This is a genomic window from Streptococcus suis (assembly GCA_002831545.1).
In the GTDB taxonomy this organism is placed as follows: Bacteria; Bacillota; Bacilli; order Lactobacillales; family Streptococcaceae; genus Streptococcus; species Streptococcus suis_P.
In genome coordinates this window covers 215,703-234,228 of record CP025095.1, presented here as the reverse complement: position 1 = coordinate 234,228, position 18,526 = coordinate 215,703, and the positions used below count along the sequence as shown (strand labels likewise).

At 43.2% G+C, this 18,526-nt stretch carries 11 protein-coding genes and 1 pseudogene; 5 read left to right on the top strand and 7 right to left on the bottom strand.

Features of this window, described 5'->3' with window-relative positions; translation table 11 throughout:
- Positions 1-205 precede the first annotated feature (205 nt).
- Positions 206-2,551, top strand: a complete 2,346-nt coding sequence (gene pflB / locus CWM22_01265; GenBank protein AUC90654.1) for a formate C-acetyltransferase — start codon at positions 206-208, stop codon at positions 2,549-2,551.
- A gap of 97 nt (positions 2,552-2,648) precedes the next feature.
- Here the strand turns inward: pflB and CWM22_01260 are convergent.
- From CWM22_01260 to CWM22_01250, 3 genes and pseudogenes are all read right to left on the bottom strand, one after another.
- Positions 2,649-3,926: pseudogene (locus tag CWM22_01260) on the bottom strand (ISL3 family transposase).
- 237 nt (positions 3,927-4,163) lie between these two features.
- Complete coding sequence (locus tag CWM22_01255; GenBank protein ID AUC90653.1) at positions 4,164-5,111, bottom strand: serine hydrolase; 948 nt, start codon at positions 5,109-5,111, stop codon at positions 4,164-4,166.
- Positions 5,108-5,842: a chemotaxis protein gene (locus CWM22_01250; protein ID AUC90652.1), complete on the bottom strand. Its 735-nt coding sequence runs from the start codon at positions 5,840-5,842 to the stop codon at positions 5,108-5,110. Before CWM22_01250 ends, CWM22_01255 begins: the two co-directional genes overlap by 4 nt.
- 181 nt (positions 5,843-6,023) lie before the next feature.
- Here CWM22_01250 and CWM22_01245 point away from each other — a divergent pair, with 181 nt between their 5' ends.
- Complete coding sequence (locus tag CWM22_01245; protein AUC90651.1) at positions 6,024-8,291, top strand: Xaa-Pro dipeptidyl-peptidase; 2,268 nt, start codon at positions 6,024-6,026, stop codon at positions 8,289-8,291.
- A gap of 320 nt (positions 8,292-8,611) precedes the next feature.
- On the opposite strand, the gene CWM22_01240 is transcribed toward CWM22_01245, so the two are convergent.
- From CWM22_01240 to agaS, 3 genes are all read right to left on the bottom strand, one after another.
- Entirely contained in the window at positions 8,612-9,901 is a 1,290-nt protein-coding gene (locus CWM22_01240; protein AUC90650.1) for an IS4/IS5 family transposase, read from the bottom strand.
- Positions 9,902-10,024: 123 nt separating this feature from the next.
- Complete coding sequence (locus tag CWM22_01235; protein ID AUC90649.1) at positions 10,025-12,580, bottom strand: cell surface protein; 2,556 nt, start codon at positions 12,578-12,580, stop codon at positions 10,025-10,027.
- A 133-nt stretch (positions 12,581-12,713) separates the two neighbouring features.
- Positions 12,714-13,883: a tagatose-6-phosphate ketose isomerase gene (gene agaS / locus CWM22_01230; GenBank protein AUC90648.1), complete on the bottom strand. Its 1,170-nt coding sequence runs from the start codon at positions 13,881-13,883 to the stop codon at positions 12,714-12,716.
- Positions 13,884-14,091: 208 nt separating this feature from the next.
- Between agaS and CWM22_01225 the strand changes: the two genes are divergently transcribed.
- Both CWM22_01225 and CWM22_01220 read left to right on the top strand, forming a co-directional pair.
- A complete protein-coding gene (locus CWM22_01225) occupies positions 14,092-15,255 on the top strand; it encodes an IS30 family transposase (GenBank protein ID AUC90647.1) in 1,164 nt (387 codons plus the stop codon).
- 454 nt (positions 15,256-15,709) lie between these two features.
- Complete coding sequence (locus CWM22_01220) at positions 15,710-16,009, top strand: YbaB/EbfC family nucleoid-associated protein (GenBank protein AUC90646.1); 300 nt, start codon at positions 15,710-15,712, stop codon at positions 16,007-16,009.
- A gap of 41 nt (positions 16,010-16,050) precedes the next feature.
- Here the strand turns inward: CWM22_01220 and CWM22_01215 are convergent, their stop codons facing one another.
- Positions 16,051-17,817, bottom strand: a complete 1,767-nt coding sequence (locus tag CWM22_01215; protein ID AUC90645.1) for a glycerophosphodiester phosphodiesterase — start codon at positions 17,815-17,817, stop codon at positions 16,051-16,053.
- Positions 17,818-17,896: 79 nt separating this feature from the next.
- Here CWM22_01215 and CWM22_01210 point away from each other — a divergent pair, with 79 nt between their 5' ends.
- On the top strand, positions 17,897-18,445 hold the full coding sequence (locus tag CWM22_01210; GenBank protein ID AUC90644.1) for an N-acetyltransferase: 549 nt from the start codon (positions 17,897-17,899) through the stop codon (positions 18,443-18,445).
- The last annotated feature ends 81 nt before the right edge of the window (positions 18,446-18,526 follow it).

Genomic DNA, 18,526 nt, shown 5'->3' with positions numbered 1-18,526 from the left:
AATATATCAATCCATTATATTTGACTGTTCTTAAATATTTTAATATAATGATGTCTCGAGAGACCGATGACTGGATTATTGGATTTATATTCCACTACTTGGAAAAAATTCCAATTTATTTTTCAGTGTTTTGTCTTGAAGAAAGTGCTTACATATGATATACTAAAATATGTGAAAAGTAACAATATCTTAAAGGAGAACCCTCATGTCAACAAAAGTTAAAACAAAAAATGTTGCTGAAGACATTTTCGCCCAAGCCTGGGAAGGCTTTAAAGGTACAGATTGGCAAGATAAGGCAAGTGTAACACGCTTCGTTCAAGCCAACTACACTCCATACGATGGAGATGAAAGCTTCCTCGCAGGCCCAACTGAGCGTTCACTTCATATCAAAAAAATCATCGAAGAAACAAAAGCTGGCTACGAAGACACTCGCTTCCCAATGGACGTAGATCGTGCTACTTCTATCGCTGATATTCCAGCAGGTTTCATCGATAAAGAGAACGAACTCATCTTCGGTATCCAAAACGATGAGCTCTTCAAACTCAATTTCATGCCACGTGGTGGTATTCGTATGGCTGAAACCACTCTTATCGAAAACGGCTATACTCCAGACCCACTCCTTCATGAAATCTATACAAAACACGCAACAACTGTAAACGATGGTATCTTCCGTGCCTACACCGCTGACATCCGTCGTGCTCGCCACTCACACCACGTTTCTGGTCTTCCAGATGCTTACTCACGTGGCCGTATCATCGGTATGTACGCTCGTTTGGCTCTTTACGGAGCAGACTACTTGATGGAAGAAAAAGTAGCTGACTGGAATGCAATTACTGAAATCGATGAAGAATCAATCCGTCTTCGCGAAGAAATCAACCTTCAATACCAAGCATTGCAACAAGTTGTACGCTTAGGTGATCACTACGGTGTTGATGTACGCAAACCTGCGATGAACACGAAAGAAGCGATCCAATGGACAAACATTGCCTTCATGGCAGTCTGCCGTGTTATCAACGGTGCCGCAACTTCTCTCGGTCGTGTCCCAATCGTTCTTGATATCTACGCAGAACGCGACTTGGCTCGCGGTACATTTACCGAATCTGAAATCCAAGAATTTGTCGATGACTTCGTATTGAAACTTCGTACAGTGAAATTCGCTCGTACAAAAGCCTTCGACGAAATCTACTCTGGTGACCCAACATTCTTGACAACATCTATGGCAGGTATGGGTAACGATGGTCGTCACCGTGTTACCAAGATGGACTACCGTTTCTTGAACACACTTGACAACATCGGTAACTCTCCAGAACCAAACTTGACAGTTCTTTGGTCAGACCAACTTCCATATTCATTCCGTCGCTACTGTATGGCAATGAGCCACAAGCACTCTTCTATCCAATACGAAGGTGTGACAACAATGGCCAAAGACGGTTATGGTGAAATGAGCTGTATCTCTTGCTGTGTATCTCCACTTGATCCAGAAAGCGAAGACCAACGCCACAACATTCAGTACTTCGGTGCTCGTGTTAACGTTCTTAAAGCTCTTCTTTCAAGCTGGAACAACGGCTACGACGATGTTCACAAAGATTACAAAGTGTTCGATGGTGTTGAACCAAATACTTCTGAAATCTTTGACTACGATCAAGTTATTGCCAACTTTGAAAAAGCCCTCGACTGGTTGACTGATACATATGTAGACGCGATGAACATCATCCACTACATGACTGACAAGTACAACTATGAAGCAGTTCAAATGGCCTTCTTGCCAACTCACCTTCGTGCTAACATGGGCTTCGGTATCTGTGGATTTGCAAACACTGTAGACTCCTTGTCAGCTATCAAGTACGCACAAGTGAAACCAATCCGTGACGAAGATGGCTTCATCTACGATTACGAAGTAACTGGCGACTTCCCACGTTATGGTGAGGATGACGACCGTGTAGATGACATCGCGAAATGGCTCATGGAAGCATTCTTCTCTCGCTTGAACAAGCACAAATTGTACAAGAATGCTGAAGCAACTGTGTCTATCTTGACAATCACTTCAAACGTTGCTTACTCTAAACAAACAGCTAACTCACCAGTTCACCGCGGTGTATTCCTCAACGAAGATGGCTCTGTTAACACTTCTAAAGTGGAATTCTTCCCACCAGGTGCCAACCCAACTTCTAAATCTCGTGGTGGTTGGTTGCAAAACTTGAACACTCTTTCTAAACTCAACTTCAAACATGCCAACGACGGTATCTCATTGACAACTCAGGTTTCACCAAAAGCTCTTGGTAAGACCTTCGATGAGCAAGTGAACAACTTGGTGACAATCCTTGACGGATACTTCGAGCAAGGTGGTCAACACGTCAACTTGAACGTTATGGACTTGAACGATGTTTATGACAAGATTATGGCAGGTGAAGATGTTATCGTTCGTATCTCTGGATACTGCGTAAACACTAAATACCTCACTAAAGAGCAAAAAACTGAATTGACTCAACGTGTCTTCCACGAAGTTCTTTCAATGGACGACCACGCTGCTGAAGTTTCAGGTCAAGCTTAATCTTGCTGATAAAAAACTCAAAGGACTTGCACATGCAGGTCCTTTTACTATGTCGAAAATCTAGGCTCATTGTCAACTGTAGTGGGTAGACGAAAAGCTAACACCTAGAGAGGACGAAATTCGTTCTCTCATTTTTGATGTTCAAAGCAATATATATCTTGGTTTTAAAGTTCGTAAAGTTCCTAAAGCCGAACGCTTGCCTCTTGATGTCTTTGATGAGTTTATTGGTCGCTTCCAGCTTAGCGTTGGAATATGGAAGCTCCATGGCGTTCGTGATGTACGTTTTATACTTTAGAAAAGTTTTAAAAACAGTTTTAAAGGCAGGATTGACAAGATCCAAATTGTCTTCTAGAAGCTCGAAGAAATATTTCGAGTTCATCTCTTGGAAATGGAAGAGAAGGATCTGGTAGAGTTCGTAATAGAATTTCAATTCATTTGAGAAATCCAATGTCTTCTGGACAACCTCTCTCGGTGTTACTGTTTGCCCAAAAGTGCGGGAATAGAAGCGATTTCGAGACAGTTTTCGACTATCTTTTTGGAGAATACGCCAGTGATTTTTCATGGATCGATAAGGTAGGGAACGCGTATCGAAAGTCTTCATAATATCAATTCTAGTCGTCATCATAGCACGGCTCAGGTGTTGTATAATGTGAAATCTATCAAGGACAATTTTAGCTCTTGGGAGTGAAACAGTCTGGGAATAGACTGTTTCAGCCTGAGCCTAGAGATAGGAAAGCGAAGGGGCTAGCCAATTTGTAGTAGGCGCCAAACATAGCATGGTCACGACCTCGACAGTTTCTCTGACTGCCCTAGGATACTTGTAGAAATAGTTCTTTATGGTTGCTTGGCGGTTATTCTCTAGAATGGTCACAATGCGTCTCGTCTCAAAATCCTGAGCAATAAAGGCGAGTTTTCCCTTGTTCCGACTAAATTCATCCCAGCTCAAGACTTGTGGTAATTTCGTAAAATCATGCTCAAATTGAAACTGAGCCAGTTTCCTCTGGACGACCGATACGGAGATATGTAGTCTCCTAGCGATGGCTATATTGGTCATGTTTTCTGTATGGAGTTGTGTCACTTTCTCCCAAATAGGTTGGGAAATCTGACAGTTTTTCTTGACTAGAGTTGTCTCAGCTACAGTCACTTTTTGGTAAGATTTGCATTGAAACCGCCGTTTCTTAAGCAAGAGGAGGGTCGGAAAGCCCTGGCAATCCAAAATCGGAATCTTTGACGACTTTTGAAAGTCGTACTTGATACACTTTCCTTGGCAATGAGGACAACCGGGGCTGTCGTAATCTAGCTTTGCCCTGATTTCTAGATGGGTCTGATGTTTCAAAATGAAGAGAATTTTGATGTTTTTGTCTTTGATTCCAATTAGTTCTGTGGTATGATCTTCGCTTTTTTATTTCTAGGCTCAGGAATCCAGAGTCACTTCCCTGACTCTGGATTTATTCCATATGAGTCTTTCTAATGTGAGTGTGGTTGCTTTTCATTATAGGTCATATGGGACTTTTTGTATATATTCAAAAAGGCTCCATAATCTCTATGGTGGATTTACCCACTACAGAAATTATAGAGCCAAAATCTACTGAGTGTTGCGGAAGGATAGTTATTAGTCAACAGCCTCTTCTTCCTCCAGAACTTGCCGTATCAGAGCCATGACCTGGTTTCGATCCAACTTCCACTGGGCCCGCTCATCCTTGTCAAAAGTACGATTCGAGAGAAAAATCGCAGCTTTCTGCAAGGGACGATTGTACATGATAAAGGTCCCCGTATAGCCTGTGTGCGACAACCAGTCCCCCTTCTTATCCCAAGCCAGAGACCGCTTGCGCTTGTCATCAAAGCCATAGTCCTGGGTCAAATCTGCCGCAAAGTCCTCGGCCAGATAGCGCTCCAAGAAGATTTCCAAATCCCTGACCGTCGAAAAAAGGCCTGCACTACCCGCATGGATACCCAAGACACGCGCCTTAGGGTCATGTACCACACCCGCTTTGACGCCACGCACCGTCGGTACCGCCTGACTGACTGGTCCAAAGGAGGTTTGAGACATGCCAAAGGGCTCTAGAACGTCTCGACTAATCAGCTGGTCTAGACTTGCTCCACCCAGTTCCTCCAACAAAAAGCCTAGCAAGAGAAAATTGATGTCTGTATAGAGGAAAGCTTTCTTGTCCGTCACAGTAATCTTCAAAATCGCTTCCTTGAGCTGGTCGGAATCCAGACTATCCCGATTGGGAATGAAGGGGTCGATGCCACTAGTATGGGTCAATAATTGCCGAATGGTGACCTGACTATCCGCAAAAGCAGGATAATAAGACTGCAAAGTCCTATCTAGCTCCAAAGCTCCGCTATTAACCAGAAAAGTCGCAAGAGTCCCCACACCAACCACCTTGGAAACAGACGCCAAATCATAGGTCAAACCCGCCTCAACTGGTAGCTGACCATCCTGGGTCCCCAAATAATACTCCTGCCACTGACCCTTAGAAAAAAGAGCCAGACTGGCACCAGGATAGACTCCTTGCCCAATCTGCTCTGAAATCTTGTCTAAAATCGCTTGTCTCATTTTTCGAACCACAATTCAATACCACTTGGGTCAACCGTTTGAATAAAGCTTGCTTTTTTATCTTTAAAGAACGGACCCTCTAACTGGCTTTCCAAATGCGCCCAATCAAAGTCCTGCTCGACGGGAAAACGCAAGCCTTCTAAATCCCAAACTTGTTCTGCGGGAGTTAATAAATCCTTACCTTCTGCTCCAACAAAACGCAAAAAGGCTTGTTGAGGTAGGATTGCCTCATAATAGTCTTGGCTAATACTAGCTTGTGGGGTATTAATCCAGACAGACTCTACTGTAAAAGCGGTCAGACCAGAAAAGTCATCCTGCACCTTAAATGGAACAGGTGGAAGGATTGCTTTTAGGTCATCAACAGATGCTTCTGCGTGTAAAAGGAAGGTGTCTCCTTCTGGCGACACAGCTTCAAAACCATAGCCATTTTTTCCTTGGTAGAGCTTACTATACTGTGACCCTTGCGCCAGTAAAGCTTCAATTTCAGAGGCATTGTCTACTTTTATCACAATTTTATTCAGTTTTTTAAGCCCTTCGACAGCACGGGTGCGATTACCAGGAGATTCTGTCAAAACAAGCTTCGTTTCTGGACTTGTTCTATCTCCAAAATCAGCAAAAGGACCATCTTCTAGCTTGGTCTTCATTCCTAGATTTTTTTCTAAAAATCCTTGATTAATAGCCCTATTATTAATACGTAAAACAGGGACTATAGCTTCATTTTTTCTCAACACGATACATTTTACTCCTCAGTCATTCTACAATATTGTATTAAAAATTTCGTCATTTTACAACTAATTGTATCGTCGTTTTATACATTAATATCTTTATATATACGGATAATTTTTAGACAAACACTAGCTTATCAGATATAATAGCTATTATAGACTATTATCCTAAAAAAGAGGAGAATTTATGCGCTTTAATCAATTTTCTTTTATAAAAAAAGAGACCTCCGTCTACTTGCAAGAGCTTGATGCTCTAGGATTTCAACTGATTCCTGATGCAAGTAGTAAGACAAATTTAGAAACCTTTGTCAGAAAGTGCCATTTCCTGACAGCCAACACCGACTTTGCCCTGTCCAACATGATTGCGGATTGGAATACAGACCTGCTGACCTTCTTCCAGTCTGACCGTGAGTTGACAGACCTGATTTTCTATCAAGTCGCCTTTCAGTTGCTGAGCTTTGTGCCTGGTGTGGACTACACAGATGTGGAAGAATTCCGCAAGGCTAGCCAATTTCCTATTGTCTATGAGGATATCATCGACAATCTCTACCAGCTGCTCGCTACCCGCACCAAGTCTGGAAATACCTTGATTGACCAGCTGGTCAGCGATGACCTAATCCCAGAAGACAATCGCTACCACTTCTTCAACGGCAAATCTTTGGCGACTTTTTCAACAAAAAACCTCATTCGTGAGGTGGTCTATGTCGAAACACCTGTCGATACGGCTGGGACTGGGCAGACAGATATTGTTAAGCTATCCATTCTCCGTCCGCACTTTGACGGGAAAATACCTGCGGTGATTACAAACAGTCCCTATCATCAGGGTGTTAACGATGTAGCTAGTGACAAGGCCCTGCACAAGATGGAAGGGGAGTTGGCGGAAAAACCAGCTGGTACCATTGAGGTCAACCAGACCAGCATCACCAAGCTAGACTTGGACCAGCGAGAGCTACCTATCAGCCCTGCCACCGAAAAACTGGGCCACATTACTTCATACTCCCTCAATGATTATTTCCTAGCTCGTGGCTTTGCCAGCCTCCATGTGTCTGGTGTCGGCACGCTGGGCTCGACTGGCTACATGACATCTGGCGACTACCAGCAGGTGGAGGGCTATAAAGCAGTGATTGACTGGCTGAACGGTCGTACCAAGGCCTACACAGACCACACCCGCTCGATTGAGGTCAAGGCTGATTGGGCCAATGGTAAGGTAGCGACGACGGGACTTTCTTATCTCGGCACCATGTCCAATGCCTTGGCAACAACTGGCGTGGACGGATTGGAAGTCGTCATCGCAGAAGCGGGGATTTCCTCTTGGTATGACTACTACCGTGAAAACGGGCTGGTGACCAGCCCTGGCGGCTATCCAGGCGAAGATTTGGACAGCTTGACCGCCCTGACCTACTCGAAAAGCCTGCAAGCAGGCGACTTCCTCCGCAATAAAGCAGCCTACGAAAAAGGACTGGCGGCAGAACATGCTGCCTTGGACCGCACCAGCGGTGACTACAATCAATACTGGCATGACCGCAATTATCTACTCCACGCTGACAAGGTCAAGTGTGAGGTAGTCTTTACCCACGGCTCACAGGACTGGAATGTCAAGCCAATCCATGTCTGGAATATGTTCCATGCCCTGCCAAGTCACATCAAAAAGCACCTCTTCTTCCACAACGGTGCCCACGTTTATATGAACAACTGGCAGTCCATCGACTTCCGTGAGTCCATGAACGCCCTACTCAGTCAGAAACTGCTTGGCTACGAGAATAACTACCAACTGCCGACTGTCATCTGGCAGGACAACAGCGGTGAACAAACCTGGACGACCTTGGACACCTTTGGCGGTGAAAACAAGGCAGTCTTGCCACTAGGTACTGGAAGCCAGACCATTTCCAATCAGTATGCCCAAGAAGATTTTGACCGCTACGGCAAATCCTACCCAGCCTTTCACCAAGACCTCTATGCAGGCAAGGCCAATCAAATCAGCATGGAACTGCCTATGACGGAGGACCTCCTGATTAACGGACAGGTCACACTGAAACTCCGTGTGTCTTCAAGTGTAGCCAAAGGCCTCTTATCTGCTCAGCTATTGGACAAAGGAAATAAAAAACGCCTAGCCCCAATCCCTGCGCCTAAAGCAAGATTGAGTCTAGACAACGGTCGTTACTATGCCCAAGAAAATCTGCTGGAGTTGCCTTATGTGGAGATGCCGCAACGCTTGGTGACCAAGGGCTTTATGAACCTGCAAAATCGTACTGACTTGATGAAAATTGAGGAAGTGGTGCCAGACCAGTGGATGGATGTGAGCTGGAAACTGCAACCGACTATTTATCAGCTGAAAAAAGGTGACGTCTTAGAGCTGATTCTCTATACAACCGACTTTGAGTGTACTGTTCGGGATAATTCTCAATGGCAAATCCACCTTGATTTAAGCCAATCACAGTTAATTTTACCGCACTAATACTCAATGAAAATCAAAATCAGACTAGTTTCAAAGGTTTGGGAAACCTTTGAAGGTTGGAGATAAAGTGAATGAAGTTCATTTCTCCAAGAGCAGATATACCCCTGCTACCATAAAATCAAGTCAACAACGTCTGATTTTGATTTTCGAAGAGTATAATATTGATTTTCAGTTCTAAAAAGAGGCTGGGCGTTTCCGCCCAATGTCATTAAGTTAAGCATTTAAAACTATTCCCGTCCGAGCAATTGATGACCAAACGGGAATAGTTTTTGTATTTAGGGCGCACAAAAAGGAGGTTTTTTAACCCAATTTTTCAACTATTATGTTACTCTATAAGTGAAGCTTACAGGTGCCTTGCTTTTTATCTTTCTTTGGAACGTTCGATTGGGTCGGATGATGGATAAATGTTTGGCAATGTAGGTTTCCAATTGGAAGGAAGTGAGTTCAGCTCTAAGAAATTTTCGACAGGCATAGACAGCGTCTGAAAAACAAATTTTATAAGCCTGTTTTAACTTTGATGTTTTAATAGCAACGTGTGAGGTTAGCCATTTACAAACATTAAAATTGATAAAGCGAGCGTAGATTTCTTGGAGAATCCCTTCCTTCTTTTTTGCATGAAAATGAGTCAGACCGATACTGTATTTTAGGTCACGAAAACTGGTCTCTATGCCCCATCTGTAGGCATAGAGCTCTTTTAATTTTTCTGGAGAATAATCGGTGTTTGTCACCAAAGTTTCAAAGAAACCTGGCTTGATTTCGAGACGCACCATTCGAAAATGAAGTTCGTAAAACTGAACTGGGTCGCTTTTTCGGCTAGAGCTTGGTAGAAAGTCAAAGGATGTGTGATTAGGTAAACAGCGATAGTGATTAGGAAAATTTTGATACTGTTGCTTCATCTCATTGGTCTGTTTCCGACAGATGTTTAGGTCAAATTTTTCATCAAAACAAGGGGTGTCAGGGAGGTTAAATCCTGATTTCATAGAATGATTCCCGTCACGAATACGAATAATATAGGACCAATTTCTTTCTTGGCAGTGAGCCATGACATTGTAGGATTCATACCCCCTATCCATTATTACCAGAGCTTGTTTGAAAGAAGAGTTCTTCATCATATCAATAAAAGCCGCACGTTCATCAACCTCTCGATTATCTTGGATCCGTAAATCATGATACATCTCTTGTTCGAGATTGTAGAGAGCATTAATATGAATGAGATTGTAAGGAGTGTGGTGTGGTCCAGTTTGAAAAGAGGTCGTTTTATCAAAACGATTTCTTGGTAGAATCACATCACTGCCATCAACAGCCAGGATAGGGAGATTATCAGAGATTGGAATTTTAGAAGTAATATCCCTAAAAAGTGTTTTAAAAGCTTGGTGTTTAATCTGATACCGTCGTTGAACAAAGGCAGATTGAGAGACAGGCAAATCTAAATCAAGTAGCTCTTTGGCTAAGGTATTACCACCCATGGTCAGTATGGCTTGAATCATGGTTTTCATCGTTAGCTGACTTTGCCGACTAAAATCTTTTTCAGGATGAAGCACAAACTGATTGGCACTAGAAACGATGTCGTTAATACTATCAAGTAAATGAGCTTTAATCTGATCTAGCATGACTTTTCCCCTTTTATTTTTAGTGTACCATAGAAAAAACTAACCTACCACAAAACGTGATAGGTTAGTTAACTTAATGACATTGGGCGTTTCCGCCCTGCCTCTTTATTATTTCATAATGGTTTAGATTTGATCTTTAGATTTTTTATTTATAGCTGTAGCGACTACTGCCAAGCTAATTCCAGCTAAACCAAGGCCTACTAAGGTTAGGTTATTGCGTTGTTCACCTGTTGCAGGTAGGGTTGCTTTGTTTGCAGAAGGTGCACCCTTCTGACTCATTGTTGGATTTGATTGTACTGAAGGAGTTGTTTTTACTTCTTCTTTCTTCATTTCCAAGCTACCTTTTACAAGGATACGATTTTGGCCTTCAACAACAGTTTCTGATAATAGGTTGGTTGCGACAACTTTACCATCAACTATGACATCTTGATAAACAGATACTTTTTTACCTGCTTTTCCTTCTTGAAGAAGGTATGATTTGCCAAGTGCTAGGCTTGCATCATATCTGATTTCTTCTTTGATAGGGAGAGCTTCTTCTACCTTGCGTTCTTTTGTTGCGAAGTCTAGCTTTGGTTTTTCCGCTGTTTTTGGTGCGACTTCTGGAACTGCTGTCTTAGGTGCAGAGTCTTCCGCTTTTGGTTGCTCAGCCTTTGGCATTTCCTCCTTCGGCATGTCTTCTGCTTTCGGTTGGTCCATTTCTGGTTGCTTAGCCTCTGGCATCTGTTTGTCAGACTCTACTTTATCAGTTTTCGGTTTGTCCATTGGAGTGTCTGGCATTGGAGCTGGAATCCCTTCCTCTTTTGGTGTTGGAGCTGGAGCTGCGTCCGGAGTTGGGACTGGGGTTTCTTCTTTCGTTTCCGGAGTCTTCTCTTCTGTTTTCGGCTCCTCTGTTTCCTCTTCTACTTTCGGTGCCGGAGTGTCCTCCTCTTTTGGAGACGGTGCCTCTGGCATTGGAGCCGGAACTTCGTCCTCTGCTTTCGGCGCTGGAGCTGCTTCCGGTGCTGGAGTTGGAGTTTCTTCTTTCGTTTCCGGAGTCTTCTCTTCTGTTTTCGGCTCCTGTGTTTCCTCTTCTACTTTCGGTGCCGGAGTGTCCTCCTCTTTTGGAGCCGGTGCCTCTGGCATTGGAGTCGGAATTTCTTCCTCGGCTTTTGGCGCTTCTGATTCCGGTGTTGGAACTGGAACTTCTTCCTCTTTCGGCGCTGGTGCCTCTGGCATTGGAGCCGGAACTTCGTCCTCTGCTTTCGGCGCTGGAGCTGCGTCCGGAGTTGGGACTGGGGTTTCTTCTTTCGTTTCCGGAGTCTTCTCTTCTGTTTTCGGCTCCTGTGTTTCCTCTTCTACTTTCGGTGCCGGTGTGTCCTCCTCTTTTGGAGCCGGTGCCTCTGGCATTGGAGCCGGAACTTCGTCCTCTGCTTTCGGCGCTGGAGCTGCGTCCGGTGCTGGAGTTGGAGTTTCTTCTTTCGTCTCTGGTGCCTTCTCTTCTACTTTCGGTGCCGGAGTGTCCTCCTCTTTTGGAGCCGGAGCCTCTGGCATTGGAGTCGGAATTTCTTCCTCGGCTTTTGGCGCTTCTGATTCCGGTGTTGGAACTGGAACTTCTTCCTCTTTCGGCGCTGGTGCCTCTGGCATTGGAGCCGGAACTTCGTCCTCTGCTTTCGGCGCTGGTGCTGCGTCCGGTGCTGGAGTTGGAGTTTCTTCTTTCGTCTCTGGTGCCTTCTCTTCTGTTTTCGGCTCCTGTGTTTCCTCTTCTACTTTCGGTGCCGGTGTGTCCTCCTCTTTTGGAGCCGGAGCCTCTGGCATTGGAGTCGGAATTTCTTCCTCGGCTTTTGGCGCTTCTGCTTTCGGTGTTGGAACTGGAACTTCTTCCTCTTTCGGCGCTGGTGCCTCTGGCATTGGAGCAGGAACTTCGTCCTCTGCTTTCGGCGCTGGAGCTGCGTCCGGTGCTGGAGTTGGAGTTTCTTCTTTCGTCTCTGGTGCCTTCTCTTCTGTTTTCGGCTCCTGTGTTTCCTCTTCTACTTTCGGTGCCGGTGTATCCTCCTCTTTTGGAGCTGGATCTGGCTCATCTGCGGGACTTGGCTGGGGTTGTTTTGATTTTTCCAGTTCAGCAACTCGTTGCTTAATTCTGTCCATGGCCCTACTTGCTTCTCCATCAACGTAGTCTCTTAAGGTATCGCCCTCTTGGCTAGCTGTACTCTTGTCTTCGTCTTGCTTTAAATGCGCATCATATTCTTTCTCAATGTTTTCATTACCAGGGTATTTTTTACGATACTGAGCAACCTCACGTGTCAAACGTTCCATTGTAATATGGTTTTTAAAATCAGATAATAGTCCAGAAATCCTAGAAATTTCGGGTGCATCCTCCTTCAAAGTAGAAACACGCCCCATTTCAGCTTTTCCAAATCCTAAATAAAAATCCCACAAGCTTTTTTGAAACGAGTACTCAGAACGATCATATTCAGGAAATTCATTCAATTTTTCCAAGTCCGTTTCTAGCTCTTTTACAAGGTCTTGGAGCTTTTGAAGAGGTGTTTTTGTAGTCTCTGTAGCTGTTGAAGTCTCTGTCGTCGCAAAAGCGGTTGGTGTCGAGACTCCCGCACCAAGTAGGCAAGTAGCAATTAGCACCGAGCCTACGCCGACTTTAAATTTACGAATACTATATCTGAATTTTTTATTTGCAGTTTCCATTTCTACCATCCCTAAATATATTATATTTTATTATATACTATATTATACCACGATACTCAGGTGGTTGGATGTGTTTTTTATGTGTTAAAACTCTACCGAATAGCTCTGCTTCTTCATCATTGAATACATGTAACTATTTTTCTAGTGGATGTATAATCACACCCTGCACCACACGGTTGACGGTGCCTGTTGGTGATGGTGTATCTGGCAAGTTGTTGCACTTAATGGCTGCCATAATAGATACCGTTTGGGCAAAGATGATGTAAGGGAAGGTTAGGAAAACATCTGGCAGATCTGCCCCACCCTCTGCCAAGACAAAATTGGCTGCTTCTGTACCGACTAACTTATCAGCCGACAATGCCACTATCCGCTCTGCTATGCCATCACCATGGACTTCATTGAGCAAGTCCACATCATACTGACGAGTGTAGGCATCGTTTGAGGCAAAGAGGAAAATCAAGGTCTTTTCATTGATGAAGGATTTTGGTCCATGACGGAAACCGAGTGGTGACTCGTACATGGTCGCAATTTTGCCTGCTGTCAATTCCAGAATTTTCAACTGAGCTTCGTGGGCAAGACCGTAGAAACCACCTGAACCGAGGTAAATCACTCGCTCAAAATCAAGGTTAATCAAGTCTTGCACGTAGTCTTCACGGTCCAAAACATCTTGACCCAGACGGGCAATGATCTCAACCCAAGCAGCTTTTTCTTCTTGACTGGCTGGCGAGAAGACGAGGAGGGCTGTCAGAGCCATACAGCTGTAAGAACCTGTCATGGCAAAGCCCTTATCGTTTGAACCAGCTGGTTGCAAGAGCAGGAGATTTTCAGCATCTCCTTCAGCCGCTAGTGCCAGCTTACCTTCTGGTGCACAGGTAATGGTCACTTGATACAATTTATCTACCAATTGCTTGGCAACTTCTACTGCTGCCACACTTTCTGGTGAATTTCCTGAACGGGCAAAGGATACCAAAACCGTTGGAATATCTGCCTGTAAATAGTCATGTGGGCGACTAACCAGCTCCACTGTACCAATGGCAGAAAAACGAATGTGTTTCAAGTCATTGACTTGGTTGAGATAGTTGGCAATACTTTGCCCAACAAAATCAGAAGTCCCTGCACCTGTAAAAACGACGTGAACAAAGTCATGTTTTTCCTTGATAGCCTTCAAGAAGCCCTCAATCTTCTCAAGCTGGTCAAGATAGAGTTGATAAGCCTCTTTCCACAAGCCAGGCTGTTGGTAAATTTCGGTCGCCGTAATAATAGCTCCCAATTTTTCTAATTCTTCTTTTGCTAAACGGAACATAGCTCCTCCTTGTTTTCTGGTTATAACCAGTTTTTTCTTATATTATAGCGAATTTATCCCTCAAAGTCAATTTAAAATAGATTAATATGTCAAGTTTATATCCGAGCTAAATTCCCAAAGTAAGTTCTAGTCTGTCTTAAAAACTGGAAATTAGACTGAGACAAAGAAATAAGGTAGAACTTACTATGGGACAAGTTGGTAACTGACAATGAAAAACAAACACTTAACTCTCTCTGATCGCAATGATATTCAAATAGGAATTGAACAACTTAAGCCCTTCTCAGCTATAGCAGCTAAGTTAGGTAAAGATCCTTCTACAATCTCAAAAGAAGTTCGGAGAAATCGAGTGGTTAAAGAAAATTCTGTGACATCCAATTGTGATTCTTGCCCTCTACTCAAAAAGGCTCCCTACGTTTGTAATGCCTGTCCGAAAAAGAGAAGCAACTGCGGATACCAGAAACAGTTCTACTACGCAAAAAGAGCTCAGCTTGATTATGAAGCTAAGCTCTCAGACTCGAGAACAGGTGTTGCACTAAACAAGGAAGAATTCTATCGCATGGATGAGATTGTTTCTACTGCCATCCAAAAGGGACAACACCTCAACCACATCATCGCCTCAAACGAACTTTCGGCATCCAGAGCTTCTATCTACCGATACCTTGAAAAAGGCTATCTGTCCACAAAGCCCATTGATTTCCCCCGTGTCGTGAAATTCAGAAAGCGGAGAACCAGAAACCTACAACCCATTCCTAAAACTGCCAGAGAAGGACGGTCTTACGAGGACTTCCAACGCTTTCTCGCAGAGAAAGGAAGCAGCTATTGGCTGGAAATGGACACCGTTACTGGACGGATCGGCGGAAAGGTACTTCTCGCCTTTAACCTCTCCTTCTGTAACTTTATCTTCGCTCGATTACTTGATAATAAAACAGCTAATGAGGTCGCTAAACATCTCTACGCTATCAAGAATGACCTACATCAGAAAGAGATGGACTTCTGCGAACTATTCCCTGTCATTCTGACCGATAATGGTGGTGAATTCGCTAGAGTGGACGACATCGAAATGGATGTTCGTGGAGAATCTAAGCTATTCTTCTGTGACCCAAATCGTTCTGACCAGAAAGGGAGAATTGAGAAGAATCACACACTTATCAGAGATATTCTTCCTAAAGGAAGTTCGTTTGATAACTTGACACAGGAGGATATCAACCTGGTTTGTTCGCATGTCAACAGCGTCAGACGAGCTTCTTTCAACGGAAAATCCGCCTATGAACTCTTTACATTTACCTACGGTGATGAATTGGCAACGCTTTTGGGAATCTCTAAAATTGACCCTGAGAACGTCATCCAATCACCTCGATTATTGGATAAATAATCGTTAGTTTTTATCAAAAAATAATTTCAAAATAGAAAGGAACTTGTCCCATCCAAAATTCCAGATAGCTAGAACTTACTTTGAGACGTCTCAGAGCCAGTAACTTTAGTGTACTCTTTTTTTCAACATTTTCAACCCTAAAACTCACTACTATCAACATTTTTAGTCAAAAACAGAACTTAGTCTGAGACTAAATTCTGTTGATGTTATGCAGTTTTCTCAGAGTAACTTCTGGAAGGACGGGAACTAGAACTTACTTTGAGAATTTACCAGTTTATATCCGATATTGCTGACTATAACTTATTTTAAGAAGGTAGCATTATCTACATAAAACATGTTATAATATTTACTACGCCTCTGCCTTTGAAAATTTTTAACTATAAGGCAAAATAAGGCAACGAAAATTTAACCAGAGGGTCTAACCCCTTGGTACGAAAGGAATTTTAAAAATCTTATGATGAACATGCAAAACATGATGCGCCAAGCTCAAAAACTTCAAAAACAAATGGAGAAGAGCCAGGCTGAGTTGGCTGCTACTCAATTTACTGGTAGCTCTGTACAGGACTTGGTTACTGCTACTTTTACTGGAGATAAGAAATTGGTTTCTATCGACTTCAAGGCTGATGTTGTAGATGCAGACGACCTTGAAACCTTGCAAGAAATGACAATCCAAGCCGTCAACGCTGCACTTATAAAAGTTGACGAGGCAACTCAGAAAAAACTAGGTGCCTTTGCAGGTAAATTACCATTTTAAGACAGAAAAGACGCGATTGGGCCAGGCCTTCGCGTCTTTGTTTATTCAAAATTATAAATCAAAGACTGAAATTGCAGGAAAAAGAGGTCTGGATAACGTCGATTCTCTTTCATTTCCTCCATCAGACTTTGGAGATCGGTCATGTTGTCAGTGATGATACCATCCACTTGTAACAGCAACATCTTGGTCATACTCTCTTCTTCATTCGGTGTCCAAGCATAAACTAACTTCCCACGAATCCAAGATTTTACCATAAAGTTTTGATCCAGCGAAGTGTATTCCATTGTATAACCATCAGCAACCGTCGTCGGATAGATAGAGTTGAACGGAAGAATAAAGAAGGATACTAATTTCTCGCTGTACTGCTTTATTTCGATAATAGTACGGTAATCTAGTGATTGCATCTGGTGTCCTTTGGCAATCAAACGTTGACCGTATTTTTTTAAGAAATTCTGGGTGAGTTTTGGCGAATCTGCCTTGGTCACTTTAATTTCTACCAATAATTTTTGTTCTAGCTCATCCGCTTTTTCAAGATATTCATCAAAAGAAGGAACTGGAGCTGTCATGCCGTTTTCTGATGCAGTCATCCCTGTCAACTCTGCAAGAGTATAGTCATGTGTACCTCCGGAATTGCCCGTCAAAGCCAATAAATCCGTATCATGCATGACAATAAACTGACCATCCTTCGTCTCCTGAACATCCATCTCAATATAGTCTGGCTTGAGTTGAGAGGTTTTCTCTAGGGCCTCGATAGAGTTCTGGACAGCATTGCCATTGTCAACACCGCGATGGGAAATGGTAACTGGCAGGGTATCGAAGGGATAGTAGAGTGCAAGCGCTCCTTGGGTACCGAACACCAGACCAGATACTAGTAAAATTGCCAATCGCAGGCGATGACGGAGGCGTTTACGGCGGTAGTTTGGCAATTGTTTCCCTGTTAAGAGACTAATGAATCCCATCATAAAGAGCGCAACTACTCCGTAGTAGGCTAATTTTAGGATTGCATAACAAACAACTGCCAGCCAATATGATGGGCCTGTGTCTGGTAGATAAGGTTCAGCCACTAACTGTACTAGATAGAGCAATATCCCTATTCCTGTGAATAGGAGGACTGGAAAAGTGACCAGCCAAATCAGACGGAAAAAGGAACTGACTTGCTTTCTTCCCCTGGTCTTCTTCCAAGAATAGGCGATGGACTCCTTCACACTCCTGTGTTCAAAGTAAATGTTCGGCAGAGCGTACATAAAGCGTGATGCGAGCCAGAAGAACAAGAGGAGAAAGAACAAAATCAATATTCCTAGCCAGACTGTGTTGGATAGGTAATCTACGATAAATTGGGGTACTACGATTTTATTAAAATAATAGATATTTAATACCCGTCGTAAAGACGGGAGAAGAATAACTGAGTAAAAGAGGAGAAATAAAACCTTTGGTAGGCTGCTGTGACGGATAATCGCCACCATACTATCTCGTACATCCCGTAAATAGTCGGGGAGGTGCTTGACTTTTTCATCCAACAGTTGCCAAACCCCTGTGAACAATAGAGCTAATTCTAGATAGGCAATGGCAATGTTGACAAAAAAGAGGAGAATAAACAAGCCTGTCACGAGCGGATTTTCAGCAAACACCGACAACAAATTCGTCGGTGAAAGGTAGGCATGCCCTGTCATAGCTAAGAGTCCCTCAGAAATCCATGAATTGAGCGGTATCCAAACAAATTCCATAAAGGTAAACAGGGTAAAAAAGAGCAAAAGAATCTTGTCTAAGTTGTAATATATTTTTTGAAATTCACGCTGTATCTTTTTCATGATTCTAGTGTCCCATATTCTGACAGGAATTGCAAGCCTTCATCAAATATGCTAGACTAGAAAAATAAAGGAGGTTCTCATGATTAGAATTGCACCGATGACTGAAGATTATTTGCATACACTTTGGAAGATTGGCCATCGTGAAGCTGCACCTCGCTGGAAGGAATTTGCAGCTCCCTATTTTGATGACTACCAGGCCTGCGCTACTTTTGAAGATTTTCAAGCACTTGAACTCTACCAGTGGTTACAAAAAGATTGTGTCAGAGCAATCCTAGTGGATCAGCTGCCTATTGGATTTGTGAGCTATTACTGGGAGTGCCAGTCAACACGCTGGCTCGAAATCGGGATTGAAATCTATGACGATAAGGTCTGGGGAAAAGGATATGGCACAGCTGCTCTCCAACTCTGGATTGATACCATTTTCCAGCAATTTGCAGAATTGGAACACATCGGGCTCACTACCTGGTCTGGCAACAAGGGCATGATGAGAACCGCAGAAAAATTAGGCATGACCAAAGAAGCCCATATCCGCAAAGTTCGGTACTGGCAAGGACATTATCATGATTCTATCAAATATGGAATTTTAAGAGAAGAATGGGTAGAGAATAAGAAAAAATCAAGTTCCTAAGAGCTTGATTTTTTACATTTGATTTGCTTTCCTATTTCCAAGCCAAAGTAAATCGAAAGGCTACATAAAATACGAATCACT